Raw genomic sequence first — 14318 nt, 5'->3', positions numbered from 1 at the left:
GTCACGACCCCGCCACGGGACGCCCGCGCACCAGGAGACACCTCATGAGTTGGTCAGCCCAGAAATACTCCGCCTTCGAAGCCGAGCGCACCCGGCCGGTGCGCGACCTCGTCGCGGCGATTCCCACGCCCGAGGCGCAGGTTCGCCGCGCCGTCGATCTCGGCTGCGGCCCCGGCAATTCCACCGAGGTGCTGGCCGAGCACTATCCGCAGGCCGAGGTCACCGGCATGGATAGCTCGCAGGACATGATCGACGCCGCGCGCAAGCGGCTGCCCGGCACGGCCTTCGCGCTGGCCGACATCGAAACCTGGCAGGCCGATGCCCCCTACGACGTGATTCTGGCCAACGCCTCGCTGCAGTGGGTACCGGACCACGCCACGCTCTACCCTCGCCTGCTGCAATCGCTCACGCCCGGCGGCGCGCTGGCCGTGCAGACGCCCGACAACCTCGACGAGCCCGCGCACCGCGTGGCGCGCGAGCTGGCGGCCAGCGGCCGCTGGGCCGACCGGGTCGGCCAGGCGACGCATCCGGATCGTCATGCCGGCGAGTGGTACTACGAACTGCTTTATCGCCAGTGCGCGCGGGTGGATGTCTGGCGCACGACCTACACGCATGCGCTCGCGGGCGGCACGCAGGCCGTGGTCGACTGGTTCACCGCGTCCGCGCTGCGCCCGTTCCTCGCGCCACTCGACGACGCGGGCCGCAGCGCGTTTCTCCAGGACTATCACGACGCCATCGACGGCGCGTACACCACGCTGAGCGACGGCACCGTGCTGCTGCCCTTCCCGCGTCTGTTCGTGGTGGCCACGCGCTGACCGCGGCACGGCGGCCGCCTCCCAAACGGAGCCGGGCGCCGCGGCCATCTCCGGTAGCAATCGTCATGTTTTGCCGCATCCGCGCGGGGATAGCGGCCACATTCTTACCTTCACCGATCCCGACGCGTTGCACGCTTGGCTGCCCACCCTGCCGGCGGACATCGAGGCGCACCTCGCGCCGTGGCTTGGCCAATACGCCAGCCTGCAAGACGCGTGGTACGACTACGAGATCCCGCGATGGCGTCTGGAGCAGGCGGGATTGGCGCCTCCGCTGCCGCGCTGAGGCCCACCTCCGCCGAGCCCTATTCGCCCAGAAACTCCGAGACCGCCTCCAGGCCTTCGATGTGATCGGCGACCACCTTGGCGATGAACGCCATGGGCACCGACAGCAAGGTGCCCCACACGCCCCAGAGCCAGGTGAACAGCAACAGCAGCATGAAGACCGCCACGGCGTTCATGCGCGCGATGCGGCCGGACATCCAGGTCGTGACCACGATGCCGATCAGCACGGCGATCGCCACCGAGGCACCCGCGACGGCCAGCGCCGGACCGATCTCGCCGAATTGCAGCAAGGCCGCCACCCCGGTGCCCAGGGCCGTGACCAGCGGACCGAAATACGGAATGATGTGCAGGGCCCCCGCCGCAACCGCCCAGGTCGCGGCGTTTTCCAGGCCCAGCAGCCGGAACGCGATCCATGACAGCAACGCCAGCGCCACGTTGGTCACGAGCATCATGAACATGTACATGTGGATCGAGCTGTTGATCTGATCCAGCATGTGCACGCTGATCTTCTTCTCCGACAGCGTCTTGCCGGCCACCTTCACGAATTTGCGTTTGAAGGCGTTGCCGGAGAGCAGCAGGAAGAACACCAGGAAGAAGCCCATGGTCGCCTGGCCCACGAACGCCGCCAGCCCCTTGGAGCCCCACAGCAGCACCTGATTGATGGCGGGATCCGCCTTGGCAACGACCACCGGCTTGCCTCCGCCCCCGCCGGTATCCTCGAGCAGGCTCAAGGCCGTTTTGAGGCGTTCGAACACCGAGCCTTCGCCGCTGGCGAAGCTGCCGAAGGTGCGGGAGATCTTGCGCGATATCTCGGGCAGCGCATGCACGATGTCGGCGACCTGGTCGCTGGTGGCGTAGATCACGCCGATCAGCGCCATCGTGATGGCCGTCATGACCAGAACCACCGCGAGCACCCGGGTCATGCGTGCCCGCACGAGCAAAGTCACCGCGGGGTCCAGCGCGTAGGCGATCACGATCGCCATCACGACCGGCACGATGAACTCCTGTGCCGCCTTGAGGCTGAACAGCACCGCGAGCACGGTCAGCGTGGTCAGACAGGCGCCGCGCGCCCAGACGTGCGGCACGGGCGGTTCGGGCTCCGGGATGAGCCCCGCCTCCTGCACCGTTACCTTCTTATCTTCTTCGTCTTCCGGCGTGGACTTCGGGCCGGGCTTTTCGGTATCCAAGGTGGTATGCATGGCTGGCTACGGCACGACGGCCGCTGACCGGGCTGCCCCGGCAATACGTCCACTGAAATGACCCCTGGCCGCTCCCGCCGCCGCTCGCCGGCCCCGCGGGACAGCCGTTTTCGTCGCGATGTTCATGTCTCCCCTTTGATTGCTGGGGATGCCATGAGCAACCGGCGTGCCCGAGGCACGGACAATGGCGCAACCGTCCCGCCCCGCCCTCACTCGCTCACATACTTCCTCGTCTTTTCGTCGAAGCGGTACGTCTGCGCGTCGGCCGCCCCGAGCGCGCGGGTCTTGCCCGGACCGGCGATGGTCGTGCCAGCCGGTACCACGCGGATCTGCGGCAGGCCGCCGGCGCCGGCCACGAAGCTCAGTGTGCCCGTGCTGCTGGCGCACGGCATGACGGCCCCGCCGTCGCAGGCCGCGGCGTTGTCCTCGCCCGTCTGGACGGAGCCGGTGTAGGCCCAGAGCCATTCGTGCAGCTCGAATTCCTTCTTCAGCGTGAACAGGAAGGTGGCATAACCGTCGAGGGCGACGCCGTTATCGAACGTGCGCGTCGGCACCGCCAGCACCATGCGGTTGTCCTGGGTATGAAACTCCAGCGGCTTGCGCGAGGGGTCGACTTCCGGCGGCTTTTCGCGCCCGCCGAACTGACCGGTCTTGCGCTCCACGGCATAGAACGAATAGGCAGGCGTCTTGCCCGGATGGGTACGCTCGAAGGTGGCCTGGGCGATCTTGACCTGCACATCCGGCGCGGCGACATCCTCGCCCTTGCGCGCTTCGGCGTCTCGCGTGTTCCACACGAAGCCCGTGAAGAAATGCCGGCCCGCCACGTCGAACTCGTGACCGTACCAATAGGTGGAGATGACGCCGTTCTCGAGCTCGACCGAGTCCGCGTCGACGTTCTTTTCGGGAATGTTGTGGATGGCGGTGAAGATCGCGCCCGGCGGCAGCTTCTGAGCCTGCGCGGCGAGCGGCGCGAATCCGGGAGCGAGCGCGGCGGCGGCCAGTGCCCAGCCGGCTAACGATTGGGACCAGCGCGTCGATGCGCGCGTAGCGGCTTTCATGGTGAGTGTCATCAAGTGTGCCCGTCGAAGCCTGTCGGCCCGGGCCGTGTACCAGGGTGCCGCGAGAATAGGCCAGCCCCACCGGGGCTGACAATACGAAGGGACAGATCAAGCGTGAGGGATTGTTGCGCACCGGGAGCAGTTGTTACGGGCATGCGCGAACGCGCGTGACACGCGGCATTGCTTAAGACCTGTGCAGCCCAGTTCATGCGCGGCGACGCCCGGTTTTGCGTTGCGTTGCAGACGCGTTCGAACGAACATCCGGCGAACCGCGCCGCACGCCCGGCCTGCGGTAAGCTTGCGTCCCCGATAACGCGCCCGCCGCGCGCGTCCTGCGATCTGCGCGAGCGGTCGGCTTCTCTTTTACTGTCTCCATGTCCGATACGCCCATCCTCGAAGCCATGTGGTCCATCCTGGGACCGGTCGATATCAAGGAGTTCGAAGTCGTCGCCGGCGCGGCCGAGGCCGACCGCTTCGACGCCTACGAAGCCCGCGTCGGCTTCGCGCTGCCCGACGAGTTTCGTGCCTTGTCGCTGTCCAAGCTTGGCGGCGTCTACGTGACCGCGCGCGACGAGCTCTGGCCCGAGGCCAAGCTGTATGACGTCGGCCCGGCCTGGACTTTCTGGCGCGGCGTGATGGTGTTCGGACTCGCGCCGGACGTCCCCGAGTGGCTCGATCTCGAGGTGATGCTCGACCAGGTGCGCGAACAGGACATCCCCGATTTCGCGCCGGTGCTGAAGGTCGAGGGCGATTCCAGTCTGTATGGCTACCGGCCCGACCAGACGCTCGCCGTCTTCGACGGCTACGACCTCGAGCCGGACGAGGCGCCCTCGTTCCGCGCGCTGTATCAGCGCGAGATCAACGCCCTGCTCGAGCGCCTTGCCGACATGAAAGCCCTGCAGGAAAAGCGCGCGCGCAAGTAGCGCGGGCGGGATACCGCCACGCGCGGCCGCGGCCTGGCGGCCGATCAGCGCCTGCGCTGCGCTCAGCGCCGCATGCCGCCCGCAGGCTTGCGACGACGCGCGCGTCAGCCGCCGCCGCTGCGCAGCAGCGGATAGGGATCGACGGGCTGCGCGTCCACGTAGACCTGCAGATGCAGGTGCGGCTCGTCGTCGCCGGCGTTGAGACCGGTATTGCCGACATAACCGAGCAGGTCGCCGGCCTTGACCACCTGGTTGTTGCGGATGTCGGCGAAGCCGTCCATGCGCGAGTAGTGAATCGACATGCCGCCCGGCCCGCTGAGCATCAGCGCATTGCCGAGCTTCTCGTTGAACATCACGAAACTCAGCACGCCATCGGTCACCGCCCGCACCGGCGCGCCGCGGCCCGCATAGATGTTGACCCCGTGCGCGCTCCGGTCGGCGGGGTTGCCGGAATCCTTTGCCACGATCACGCGCCGCATGCCCACGCCTTCGACCGGCATCGGCAGCGAATCCGGCGTCGCGTCCGCCCGCAGGCTCTGACGCTTGACCGGACCTTCGAGCACGAAAAACGCCTTCTGGCCCATCCATAGCGCGATGGCGATGAACAGCACCGGGCCGGCCAGCCGGCGCAGCCAGGGCAATACGCGCAGCAGTCGGTCACGCGATGAGGTCGTCATTCGATGATCGGCACATGGGCGGCCGCGTGGCGCGGCAGATGTCCGGTCAGGCGCGGATCGACCTGCAGCTCGATGCGCGTGGCATACGGCGTGAAGCCGGCCTTCGTGTAGAAACGCAGGGCCGAAGGATGGTCGTAGGTGCAGGTGTGCACCCACATGCGCTCGATGGGCCGCGCCCACGCCAGCGCGATGGCACGCTGCATCAGCGCACGCCCCAGGCCCAGGCCGGTGCACGACGGCGTCAGCCCGAGAAACGTCAGCTCGCATTCGCCGGCCTGGCGGAAGTCGAGTTCGAGGATGCCGACATCCTCGTCGGCCGCGCGCACGATGTGAATCTGCACATCGGGATGGGCCAGAATGCCCGCCAGCACCGCATCGCTCATGAAGAGCCGCGAAAACCACAACCAGTCGGCGCCGACCTTGCGGAACAAGGCCCGGTAAGCGTCGATCCCGAGCTGCTCCACCGGCGCGAGGCGATAACCGGCGGGCAACGCCGTGTCGCCCGCGGGCGGCGGCGTACGCATTTCGAGGTCGGTGACGATGCTGGCGATATGGCCACGCGGGACGTCGGTGTAGCCAAGCGGAATGGAGATCGGGCCTTCTGTCATGGTGCGGGAGCGGTGCGGGGACGGCGACGGGTAGCACTATGCCACCATCGCCGCGCCGCGTCTCGCCGCCCTGCCCTCAGTTCGGCTTGAGCCCGATCGCGCTCACCACCTGACCCAGCCGCGCGTAGTCGGTGCGCGCACGCTCGAGCGCCTCGGCCGGCGTGTTGCCCACGATCACCCAGCCCAGCTCCTTGAGCTTGCGCTGCGTGTCCGGCTCTTTCAGGCTGGCCGCCAGCGCGGCCTGCACCTTGTCGACCACGGCGGGCGGCGTGCCCTTGGGCGCGGCCAGGCCGAACCAGCCGGCCGGCACCAGCCCTTCGATGCCGAGCTCTCTGGCGGTCGGCACCTGCGGATAGCCCTCGAAACGATAGTCGCTGGTCACGAACAGGGCCGTGGTCTTGCCGGTGGTCACGTACGGAATCTGCGACGCGGCGTTGTCCATCATCGAATCCACGTGACCGCCCAGGATATCGTTGACCGCGGGCGCGGCGCCCTTGTAGCCCACGATGCTCAGGTTCACATCGGCCGCCTTGGCGAACGCCGCCTGCGTCAGGTGTGCCTGCGTGCCCAGCCCCGCGTTCGCCGAGCTCAGGCCGCCGGGCGTCCTGGCGCTGCGCGCCTTGAAGGCGGCGTAGTCCTGCGCGGGGTAGTCCTTGCCCACCACGAAGACAAACGGCACCTCCACCGCGATCGAGACCTGCGCGAGGTCTTCGACCGGGTTGTAGCGCAGCTTGTAAATGTGCGGATTGACCGCGATGGTACCGCTCGCGCTGAGCAGCAGCGTGTAGCCATCGGGCGCGGCGCGCACGACGTGTTCGGTGGCGATCGACCCGCCCGCGCCCGGCTTGCTGTCCACGATCACGGCTTGTCCCAGACGCTTGGACATCGCGTCCGCGAGCAGGCGGGTCAAGGTGTCCGAAGCCGAACCCGGCGCATACGGATACACGATGGTGATGGCCTTGGACGGATACGCGTCGGCGGCGTGGGCCGGCGCGCACGCCGCCCAGATGCCCAGCGCAAGCACGCCGGTATGGATGCGATTCATGATGGTTCCCCCTGTGTACGGCTGTTGTGAATGATTTTTTGAATGACCGGAATGCAGAGCGCGGCGTACCAGCTCAACTCGGGCAACATCTCGTCCCGATACCAGCCCGCCTGGTGCAACAGATTGAGCGACGCGATGGTCTGGCCGTCCCAGCGCACCGGTACGTTGACCGCGCTCTCGCAACCCAGCGACGTGATGAGCGCGTGATCGAAGAAGGCACGCTCGCAGGCGGCGCGATCCGCGCAGATCCGGGCCTCGCCGCGCTCGACGACGCTCGCGTAAAACGCGCTGCCCGTGTCGATCGGCTTGGCGCCCCCGGTGGGATAGGCCTCGGGCTGGCTCGAAAAATAGCGCCGGCTGAGACCCGCTTCGCGGTCGAGCACCAGCACCGTAAAGAGGCGGTAACCGATGCGCGCCGACAGCGCGGCGGCCACCGCGCGCAGGCCGTGTTCGGGCTGATCGCCCCGTGCCAGCGCCTGCGCGACGTCGCTCAACAGCAGCGTCTGCGGCATCCCCTCACCTGTATGCGTCACGGCCTGTCCTCGTTCTGGTCGAAACGCATTCTGACCGGCAAGCCCCATAGGCGCTAATGAATAAACCTGAGATATCCATTACCATTTCTGCATGGATGCCGCCCCCACCGATCTGGCCTGGACCCGCCGCCTCAAGCTGCGCCATCTGCAGGTGCTCACTGCCCTCGAAAGCGCGGGCAGCGTGACGGCCGCGGCCAAGGGCATGCACATGACGCAGCCCGCGCTATCGCATTGGCTGAGCGACATGGAAGACCTGGTCGGCACGCCGCTGTTCGTGCGCGGCCGCACGCTCGAGCTCACCGAGGCGGGCCGCGCTCTGTGGCGCTACGCGTGCCGCGTGCTCGGCGACACGGCGCGCACCGGCGAAGAGATCGAGGCGGTCAAAGGCGGCGTGGCGGGTCATCTGCACATCGGCACCATTCTGTCGGCCGCGCCCGTGCTCTTGCCGCGTGCCATTGCCGCGCTGCATCAGCGCTCGCCCAATGTGCAGATCGAGCTGGTCGAGGGTCTGCTCGATGCGCTCATCGAGCGCGTGGAGCGGCGCGAGATCGACCTGATCATCGGCCCGCTCGACGTGCGCGCCAGCCGCTCCGGGCTGTGCACCGAGTGGCTGATGACGGACACCTTCAGCGTGGTGGCGCGGCGCGGCCATCCGCTGGCCGAGCTCGCCGCGCCGCGCTGGGAAGATTCGCAGGGCTATCCGTGGATTCTGCCGCCGCCGGGCACGCTGTCGCGCGTGCGGCTCGACCAGGCCATCGTGGATGCGGGCATGCCGCCGCCCAAGCCCGCCGTCGAAACCAGTTCGCTGGTGGCGCTGCTGTCGATGCTGCAGGATCGCGACTACATCGCCACGCTCGCGAGCTCGGTCGCGCACATGTACGAGCAGCTCAATCTGATCCGCATCGTGCGCGTGCCGTCGAGGCTGGAGTTCGGCCCGATCGGCATGCTGTGGGCGGCCGACTCGCCCAGCATCGTGTTGCCGGCCCTGCGCGAGACCCTGCGCGAAGAGGCACGCAGCCTCTTCGCGCCCGGCATGGCCGATCCCTCTTCTACTTGACGGTCGCGTACTCGAGCGTCTTGGGCGTGTTCGTCAGCACGCGCGGGGTGTCGCCCACGACCACCGTGTCATCGAGACGGAAGCCGCCGATGCCGTAGGCATAGATGCCGGGCTCGGCCGAGTACACCTCGTTGTCGAGCAACGGCCGCTGGCTGAAGGCCATGTCTTCCGGATACTCGTGGTGGATGATGCCGACCGCGTGTCCGGTGCGATGGCGGATGAAGTCGGCGTAGCCGGCCTTTTCGATTTCGGCCTGGGCCGCCGCGTCGATCGCGCAGACCGGGTTGCCCGTGCGCGCCGCGGCGATGGCGGCCTCGTTGGCGGCCTTGGCCGCCGACCACAGCCGCGTCTGCTCGGCCGACGGCGTGCCGCAGAACCACGTGCGTTCGTTCTCGATCGTGAGCCCGTTCAAGCGGGGGATCACGATGTTGACCAGCACGTCGCCTTCCTTGATGCGCGCGCCGCAGGAGGCGCCATCGCCGTGCGGCGACGCCGACGCCGGCCCGCTCAGCGTCCAGCAGCGGATCACCTCGAAGTGCTCGCCGGGAAAGCGCTCCGCGGCCTCCTGCACGAAGAGCGAGGCCATCGCGAAGTCCAGCTCCTGCACCAGGCGGCCCGGACGGATGTTCTCGCGATAGCGATCCTGAATCCAGTCGGAGATCGAGGCCACCGCCGCCATCACGCCCAGCTCTTCCTCGTGCTTCTGCCAACGCAGCGAACGGCACTCCGGCGTGGCGCTGCGCAACACGAGCTCGGGCAGGAGCCGGCCCACCTGCGCCAGCACCGGGCTGCCGCCTTCGACCGCGACGCGCGACCGCGCCAGGCCGGCCGACTTCAGCCGGGCCGCCAGCACCTCCGGCAACTGCGTGATCAGGGGCAGACGATTCGTCACGCGCGGATGTTCGGCGTAGTAGCTGATGTCGGTGATCCAGACCTTGCCCTGCTCCTGCGAGAACCGCATATGGTGCGTGGAGAGCTCGTTCATCACCAGGAACGGCGTGCCGTTGCGCGGCACCACTGCGAAGATGGGCCGCTCCCAGGGCAGCACGTCGGTATGGAAGTTGGTCGCGAACTGGAAGAAATCGGCCGACGTGAAGATGATCGCATCGACGGCCAGCTCGTCCATCATCGCGGTCATCTTGTCGAATCGATACTGCCAGACGGCCTTGGTGAGTTTGGGCATTACATATCCTTGTAGGTGGGAGGTCAGTCGTTGCTCAGGCCGAGTTGGCGAATGAGCGGGCCCCAGGTCGCGCTGTCGCGTTCGGTCCACTCGGCCACGGCCTCGGGTGCGGACGGCAGCGGCTCGAGCTGCAGCTCCTGCAGGCGGGCCTTGATCGCGGGGTCGTCGAAGAAGCGGCGCGTCTCGGCGTTGAGCCGGTCGATCGCCACGCGCGGCGTGCCCTTGGGCGCCACCAGCGCATACCAGCCCGGCAACGGAAAATCCTTCAGGCCCAGCTCGGCCAGCGTGGGCACATCCGGCACGCTCGCCGCGCGCTGCGTGCCCACCACGGCCAGCGGCACGACCTTGCCGGCCCGGGCCTGCGCCGCGGCGGTGTTCAGCACGTCGGCCATCACCTCGGTCTGCCCCGCGACCACGCTGGTCAGGCCCGCCGCCGCGCCGTTGTACGGCACATGGGTGAGCTTCATGTTCTTGCGCTGCGCCAGCATCTCCACCACCAGATGCGTGGAGTTGCCCTTGCCCGCCGAGGCGAAGTTCAGCGACTCCGGCTGCGCCTGGGCGCGGGCGACGAGCTCATCGAGATTGCGGATGCCGGTGTTGGTGCTGGTGATCAGCAGGAACGGCGTGTTGACCAGCAGGCTGACCCCGTCGAAATCGCGCGACGGCCGATAGGCCAGGTCCTTGTACATGTGCGGATTGAAGGCCAGATACGAGATGCCGCTCACCAGCACCGTGTAGCCATCGGCCGGCTGCTTGGCCACGTAGCTCGAGGCCAGGATGCCGTTCGCGCCGGGCCGGTTCTCGACGACCACCGGCGTCTTGAGCTGGCGCGACAGATAGTCCGCCCACAACCGCCCGATCACATCGGTGCCGCCGCCCGCCGCCTGCGGCACGACCAGTTTGATGGGCTTGTCCGGGTAGCCCGCCGCGCCGGCGGGTCCGCCCAGAATGAGCAATGCGAGTCCCGCGGCACGGCCCGCGCGCAGCGATAGCGTCTTCAGCATGTCGTTCCCCTTGAATCGTCGAATACGCCGTCGGCCGACGGCGGCGCCTGTATGGCTGTCCGAGGATTATGGGGAGACGGGGCATGAGCGACCAATGAATAAAGCTGAGGGAGCCATTAGCGTTTCTGCATGGTTATGTGCCGCCAGGAACGAGCACGCCCCCTGTCAGGCGCGCACCCGCCGGCGCCGCGTTACACCACGGCGTGCGCAAATGAAACAGCCATAGACCATCCACTTGGATGGTACTAATATGCGCACATGCCTCCCCGCACCCCCGCCCTCGCCGCCGCACCCAAGCCTCCCGATGAGAAGGTCACGATCAACCTGGGTTATGTCGACCTCGGTCAGATCGATCTGCTCGTCCAGGAGGGCTTCTATGCCAACCGCACTGATTTGATACGTACGGCCATCCGCAATCAGCTGGCGCTGCACAGCGAAGCGGTGCGCCAGGTCGTCACCCGCAAGACGCTCGTGCTCGGTATCCAGCACTACACCGCGCAGGACCTCCTCGCGGTGCAGGCCGCCGGCGAGATGTTGCAGATCCGCGTGCTGGGCCTGGCCACGATCGCGCCCGACGTGACGCCCGAGCTGGCCCTCGCCACCATCGAATCCTTGACCGTCCTGGGCGCGCTACATGCGAGCCCCGCCGTCAAAACCGCCTTGCGTCAGCGTATCGGCTGACGCCTTCTTGCCGTAAAGGGAATGCCATGCACCCCGAGTTCCTGCAGTTCATGAATCACGCCACCCGCCTCACCCAGGCCGGCGATCTGGGCGCGGCCACCGCCGCGATCCAGTCGGCGCTGCGCGGTGTCGGCGCACAAGCGCCGATGGCCGCCGCATCCGTGCGTCCGGCGGATGGCGATGTCATCGAAGTCGAGGCGCGCGAAGTGCCGGACAGCGGCGCGCGCAGCGGCGCGCGCAGCGGCGCGCGCGCCACCCAGGCGGCCGCGCCCGCCGCCGCCAACGCAGCCGCAGCCCGAGATCAGGCCACCGCGGCAGACACCGTGATCACCGGCACCTTCCGCAATGCGTCCGGGCAGCGCGCCTACCGGCTGTATGTGCCGCCGGGCGCGGGCGACCGCCCCCGGCCGCTGGTCGTCATGCTGCACGGCTGCACCCAGGACGCCAACGACTTCGCGGCCGGCACGGCCATGGACGAGGCGGCACGGGCCCAGGGCTTTTATGTGCTCTATCCGATTCAGCCGCGCGAATCCAATCCGCAGAAGTGCTGGAACTGGTTCAAGCACAATCACCAGCAGCACGACCGCGGCGAGCCCTCGATTCTGGCCGGCATGACGCGTTCGGTGATGGAGGCGCACAACATCGACGCCCGGCGCGTCTACACGGCGGGCCTGTCGGCCGGCGGCGCGATGGCCGCGATCCTGGCCAACACCTACCCCGAGTTGTTTGCAGCGGCGGGCGTGCACTCCGGGCTCGCGCCCGGCGCGGCCTCGGACCTGCCGTCGGCCCTGGCCGCCATGAAGGGCAAGGGTCTTGCCGGCGCCGCCCCAACCGGCAACGGCGTGCCGCTGATCGTGTTCCATGGCGACCGCGACGCCACCGTGCATCCGGCCAACGCCAAGGCGGTGGCCGCCGCCAGCGCCGGCGCGTCGGCCCGGATCGAATCCGGCGCGGTGCCCGCCGCCGGACCCCGGCGTGGCAGCACGCGCTACCTCTACCGCAATGCCGCCGGCGCGGTCATCGTCGAACGCTGGGAGATCCATGGCGCCGGCCACGCCTGGGCAGGCGGCTCCAGCCGCGGTTCGTACACGGACCAGAACGGCCCGGACGCCACCGGGGAAATGCTGCGCTTCTTTTTCGAGCGGGAGCTCGACCCCGCGCGCTGAGCACCGTCCCGCAGGCACGGCGCGCCGGCGCATTTCGGCCAGCACGAGGCGCACGCGTGCCGCGGGCGCGACGCCGTGTCAGGGCGCCGGTTCGCGCAGCGTGCCGACCTCGATCTCGCGCGCGCCGCAGGCCCGCACGAACTCGGGATCGTGGCTGGCGAACAGCACGACGCGATCTTCGCCCCACTGGGCAAACACCTCGGCCAGCACGTCGCGCGCGGCCATGTCCAGGCCGTTAGTCGGGCCGTCCGCGATCACGACGGCCGGGTCGCCCAACCGGGCGGCCGTCAGGAAGACTTTGCGGCGCGTGCCGGTGGACATCTGCTCGAAGCGCTTGTCCAGATGCGGCGTGAGGCCCAAATCCTCGGCAAGCGCCCATGTCGTGTCATCCAGCGCCACGCCCTTGTCGGCCGCCACCTGTTCCAGCAGCTCGCGGCCGGTCATCGCCGGATGCAGCAGGCAGTTGTCGGGCACATAGGCCAGCCGCGCGCGCGCCACCTGCGGCGCGCTGGCCATCGACAGGCCATCGATCCACACATCGCCGTGATCCGCCGCCAGCACGCCGGCCACGATCGCCAGCAGGGTCGACTTGCCGGTGCTGTCTTCCTCGCACAGGGCCACGCAACCCGACTCGAACGCCTGTGTCAGGCCGTCGAAGACGAGCACGTCGCCATAGCGCTTGGTGAGCTTATCGATGCGTAGCATGAGGGTCCTTTGGGCGTTGCGTCTTGATGTCGTCTTGGGATGCCGAGCGCTGATCCGGCGGGTGTCACGGCGTGAGCAACAGCACGATGGCGTGCAGCGCGACGCCGATCAGCCCGCCCACCAGGGTGCCATTGAAGCGGATGTATTGCAGATCGCGGCCCACGCTCAGCTCGAGTTCTTCGACCAGATGCCGCTCGTCCCAGGTCTTGACCGTGCGCGCGATGTGTTGCGTCACGCCGCTGCGCAGCCGGCCCGTGAGGCGGCGCGCCGCACCCATCAGATGGGCGTTGAGCGCGTCGCGCAGGCCGGGATCCTGCGCCAGTCGGCCAGAGAGGTTGCGCAGCGCGGACTCGAGGTGCGTCGCCATCGCCGAATTTTCATCGTTGAGGTCGCGGCGCAGCGCATCGTGAATATCGCCCCACAGGGTCTGGACGTACTCCTGCACCTTGGGATGCTCGATGGCCTGTTGCTTGAGCTTCTGCACCTGGGCCGCGAGCGCGGGATCGTCGCGCAGGCGCTCGATGTAATCGAGGACCCAGGTTTCGTAGTTGCGCCGCACCGGGTGGTCGGGCGCGGCGAGCACCTCCCGCAATTCGTCGACCATGGCCTGGGCCAGACGCTCGGCCAGGTTGTCGGCCATCTCGTCGAGATCGGCCACGTAATCGAGCGCCTTGATGGTGCGCGGCCACTCCTTGCGCGCGAACTTCACCAACAGCGCCGAGGCCCGATCCCGCACGTCGGCCTCGCCCAGATAGTTGCCCAGCCGCGCGAGGGCGGCGTCCAGCAGCTCCTGGTGCCGCCCGTCGCGGGTCAGCAGCGTGAGCACATCGCCCGCCGTGCGCGCGGCGTCCCAACGCTGGACGGTATCGACCACGAAGCGCTGGATGGCGCCGCGCACCGCGCGTTCGTCGAGCAGGTCGAGCATCTGCAGCGCGATCTTGCGCGCGCCCTGCGCCAGCGCCCGAGTCTGCGCGGGCTTGGACAACCAGCGCGCCAGCCGCGTGGCCGGATCGAACGTGCGCAGCTTCTCGAGCAGCGTATCGGGGTCGAGAAAATGATCGCGCACGAAGATCGCCAGGTTGTCGGCGATGCGCTCTTTGTTGGAAGGGATGATGGCGGTGTGCGGGATCGGCAGGCCCATCGGGCGCTTGAAGAGCGCCACCACGGCGAACCAATCGGCCAGCGCGCCCACGGTGGCGGCTTCGCAGAACGCCCGCACCCAGGCCCACGCGCCCTGCCCGCCCATCACATGGCTCGCGATGAAGCCCGCCAGCATGGCGAGCAGCAGCACGAGCGCCCAGACTTTCATGCGGCGCAACTGGCGGCGGCGCAGTTCGGCGAGGGGCAGCGTGGGATCGGCGTAGGACATAGCGCGGGCAGGA

General features: G+C 68.3%; 16 protein-coding genes. 6 read left to right on the top strand and 10 right to left on the bottom strand.

From position 1 onward, the window contains the following. Positions 1-44 precede the first annotated feature (44 nt). Positions 45-815, top strand: coding sequence for a trans-aconitate 2-methyltransferase (gene tam / locus CAL25_RS10190; RefSeq protein ID WP_094799850.1), 771 nt, complete (start codon positions 45-47; stop codon positions 813-815). Positions 816-942: 127 nt separating this feature from the next. Then, a complete protein-coding gene (locus tag CAL25_RS24205; protein ID WP_170948443.1) occupies positions 943-1098 on the top strand; it encodes a hypothetical protein in 156 nt (51 codons plus the stop codon). A 19-nt stretch (positions 1099-1117) separates the two neighbouring features. On the opposite strand, the gene CAL25_RS10180 is transcribed toward CAL25_RS24205, so the two are convergent. Then, positions 1118-2296 (bottom strand): AI-2E family transporter, encoded by a 1179-nt coding sequence (locus tag CAL25_RS10180; RefSeq protein ID WP_094799848.1) that lies wholly within the window; start codon positions 2294-2296, stop codon positions 1118-1120. Between the two features lie 209 nt (positions 2297-2505). Next, positions 2506-3354, bottom strand: coding sequence for a hypothetical protein (locus CAL25_RS10175; protein ID WP_212590891.1), 849 nt, complete (start codon positions 3352-3354; stop codon positions 2506-2508). 374 nt (positions 3355-3728) lie between these two features. Between CAL25_RS10175 and CAL25_RS10170 the strand changes: the two genes are divergently transcribed. Further along, positions 3729-4277, top strand: coding sequence for a hypothetical protein (locus CAL25_RS10170; protein WP_094799846.1), 549 nt, complete (start codon positions 3729-3731; stop codon positions 4275-4277). A gap of 104 nt (positions 4278-4381) precedes the next feature. Here the strand turns inward: CAL25_RS10170 and CAL25_RS10165 are convergent, their stop codons facing one another. The 4 genes from CAL25_RS10165 to CAL25_RS10150 form a co-directional block, all read right to left on the bottom strand. Beyond that, positions 4382-4954 carry a M23 family metallopeptidase gene (locus CAL25_RS10165; protein ID WP_094799845.1) on the bottom strand — a complete coding sequence of 191 codons (573 nt, stop codon included), beginning with the start codon at positions 4952-4954 and terminating at the stop codon, positions 4382-4384. Beyond that, positions 4951-5562 (bottom strand): GNAT family N-acetyltransferase, encoded by a 612-nt coding sequence (locus tag CAL25_RS10160; RefSeq protein ID WP_094799844.1) that lies wholly within the window; start codon positions 5560-5562, stop codon positions 4951-4953. Before CAL25_RS10160 ends, CAL25_RS10165 begins: the two co-directional genes overlap by 4 nt. Positions 5563-5638: 76 nt before the next feature. Further along, positions 5639-6607, bottom strand: coding sequence for a Bug family tripartite tricarboxylate transporter substrate binding protein (locus tag CAL25_RS10155; RefSeq protein ID WP_094799843.1), 969 nt, complete (start codon positions 6605-6607; stop codon positions 5639-5641). After that, a complete protein-coding gene (locus CAL25_RS10150; RefSeq protein WP_170948457.1) occupies positions 6604-7119 on the bottom strand; it encodes a GAF domain-containing protein in 516 nt (171 codons plus the stop codon). The genes CAL25_RS10155 and CAL25_RS10150 overlap by 4 nt, the downstream gene beginning before the upstream one ends. Positions 7120-7231: 112 nt before the next feature. Here CAL25_RS10150 and CAL25_RS10145 point away from each other — a divergent pair, with 112 nt between their 5' ends. Next, the gene (locus CAL25_RS10145) at positions 7232-8197 is read left to right on the top strand and encodes a LysR substrate-binding domain-containing protein (protein WP_094799842.1); all 966 of its coding nucleotides are present in this window, start codon (positions 7232-7234) and stop codon (positions 8195-8197) included. On the opposite strand, the gene CAL25_RS10140 is transcribed toward CAL25_RS10145, so the two are convergent. Both CAL25_RS10140 and CAL25_RS10135 read right to left on the bottom strand, forming a co-directional pair. Then, complete coding sequence (locus tag CAL25_RS10140) at positions 8190-9380, bottom strand: M24 family metallopeptidase (RefSeq protein WP_094799841.1); 1191 nt, start codon at positions 9378-9380, stop codon at positions 8190-8192. The two genes, CAL25_RS10145 and CAL25_RS10140, sit on opposite strands and share 8 nt — an antisense overlap. 23 nt (positions 9381-9403) lie before the next feature. Continuing rightward, the gene (locus CAL25_RS10135) at positions 9404-10384 is read right to left on the bottom strand and encodes a Bug family tripartite tricarboxylate transporter substrate binding protein (RefSeq protein ID WP_094799840.1); all 981 of its coding nucleotides are present in this window, start codon (positions 10382-10384) and stop codon (positions 9404-9406) included. Positions 10385-10642: 258 nt separating this feature from the next. On the opposite strand from CAL25_RS10135, the gene CAL25_RS10130 reads away from it, so the two are divergent. Together CAL25_RS10130 and CAL25_RS10125 are read left to right on the top strand one after the other, a co-directional pair. Continuing rightward, a complete protein-coding gene (locus tag CAL25_RS10130; protein WP_094799839.1) occupies positions 10643-11065 on the top strand; it encodes a CopG family transcriptional regulator in 423 nt (140 codons plus the stop codon). Between the two features lie 26 nt (positions 11066-11091). Beyond that, complete coding sequence (locus CAL25_RS10125; RefSeq protein WP_094799838.1) at positions 11092-12231, top strand: extracellular catalytic domain type 1 short-chain-length polyhydroxyalkanoate depolymerase; 1140 nt, start codon at positions 11092-11094, stop codon at positions 12229-12231. A 78-nt stretch (positions 12232-12309) separates the two neighbouring features. Here the strand turns inward: CAL25_RS10125 and CAL25_RS10120 are convergent, their stop codons facing one another. Continuing rightward, positions 12310-12936 (bottom strand): ABC transporter ATP-binding protein, encoded by a 627-nt coding sequence (locus CAL25_RS10120; protein WP_094799837.1) that lies wholly within the window; start codon positions 12934-12936, stop codon positions 12310-12312. A gap of 64 nt (positions 12937-13000) precedes the next feature. Continuing rightward, complete coding sequence (locus CAL25_RS10115; protein ID WP_094799836.1) at positions 13001-14305, bottom strand: DUF445 domain-containing protein; 1305 nt, start codon at positions 14303-14305, stop codon at positions 13001-13003. Between the last annotated feature and the right edge of the window lie 13 nt (positions 14306-14318).

The sequence above is a fragment of the Bordetella genomosp. 5 genome, assembly GCF_002261315.1.
Taxonomy (GTDB): domain Bacteria; phylum Pseudomonadota; class Gammaproteobacteria; order Burkholderiales; family Burkholderiaceae_B; genus Bordetella.
The sequence above is the reverse complement of the archived record's forward strand: the minus strand, read 5'-3'. Positions and strand labels throughout refer to the sequence as shown.

Excerpts from the sequence above, each read along its gene's own strand:
- tam (WP_094799850.1), top strand. The coding sequence starts at position 45 with ATGAGTTGGTCAGCCCAGAAATACTCCGCCTTCGAAGCCGAGCGCACC.
- CAL25_RS10180 (WP_094799848.1), bottom strand. The coding sequence starts at position 2,296 with ATGCATACCACCTTGGATACCGAAAAGCCCGGCCCGAAGTCCACGCCG.
- CAL25_RS10175 (WP_212590891.1), bottom strand. The coding sequence starts at position 3,354 with ATGAAAGCCGCTACGCGCGCATCGACGCGCTGGTCCCAATCGTTAGCC.
- CAL25_RS10170 (WP_094799846.1), top strand. The coding sequence starts at position 3,729 with ATGTCCGATACGCCCATCCTCGAAGCCATGTGGTCCATCCTGGGACCG.
- CAL25_RS10165 (WP_094799845.1), bottom strand. The coding sequence starts at position 4,954 with ATGACGACCTCATCGCGTGACCGACTGCTGCGCGTATTGCCCTGGCTG.
- CAL25_RS10160 (WP_094799844.1), bottom strand. The coding sequence starts at position 5,562 with ATGACAGAAGGCCCGATCTCCATTCCGCTTGGCTACACCGACGTCCCG.
- CAL25_RS10155 (WP_094799843.1), bottom strand. The coding sequence starts at position 6,607 with ATGAATCGCATCCATACCGGCGTGCTTGCGCTGGGCATCTGGGCGGCG.
- CAL25_RS10150 (WP_170948457.1), bottom strand. The coding sequence starts at position 7,119 with ATGCCGCAGACGCTGCTGTTGAGCGACGTCGCGCAGGCGCTGGCACGG.
- CAL25_RS10145 (WP_094799842.1), top strand. The coding sequence starts at position 7,232 with ATGGATGCCGCCCCCACCGATCTGGCCTGGACCCGCCGCCTCAAGCTG.
- CAL25_RS10140 (WP_094799841.1), bottom strand. The coding sequence starts at position 9,380 with ATGCCCAAACTCACCAAGGCCGTCTGGCAGTATCGATTCGACAAGATG.
- CAL25_RS10135 (WP_094799840.1), bottom strand. The coding sequence starts at position 10,384 with ATGCTGAAGACGCTATCGCTGCGCGCGGGCCGTGCCGCGGGACTCGCA.
- CAL25_RS10130 (WP_094799839.1), top strand. The coding sequence starts at position 10,643 with ATGCCTCCCCGCACCCCCGCCCTCGCCGCCGCACCCAAGCCTCCCGAT.
- CAL25_RS10125 (WP_094799838.1), top strand. The coding sequence starts at position 11,092 with ATGCACCCCGAGTTCCTGCAGTTCATGAATCACGCCACCCGCCTCACC.
- CAL25_RS10120 (WP_094799837.1), bottom strand. The coding sequence starts at position 12,936 with ATGCTACGCATCGATAAGCTCACCAAGCGCTATGGCGACGTGCTCGTC.
- CAL25_RS10115 (WP_094799836.1), bottom strand. The coding sequence starts at position 14,305 with ATGTCCTACGCCGATCCCACGCTGCCCCTCGCCGAACTGCGCCGCCGC.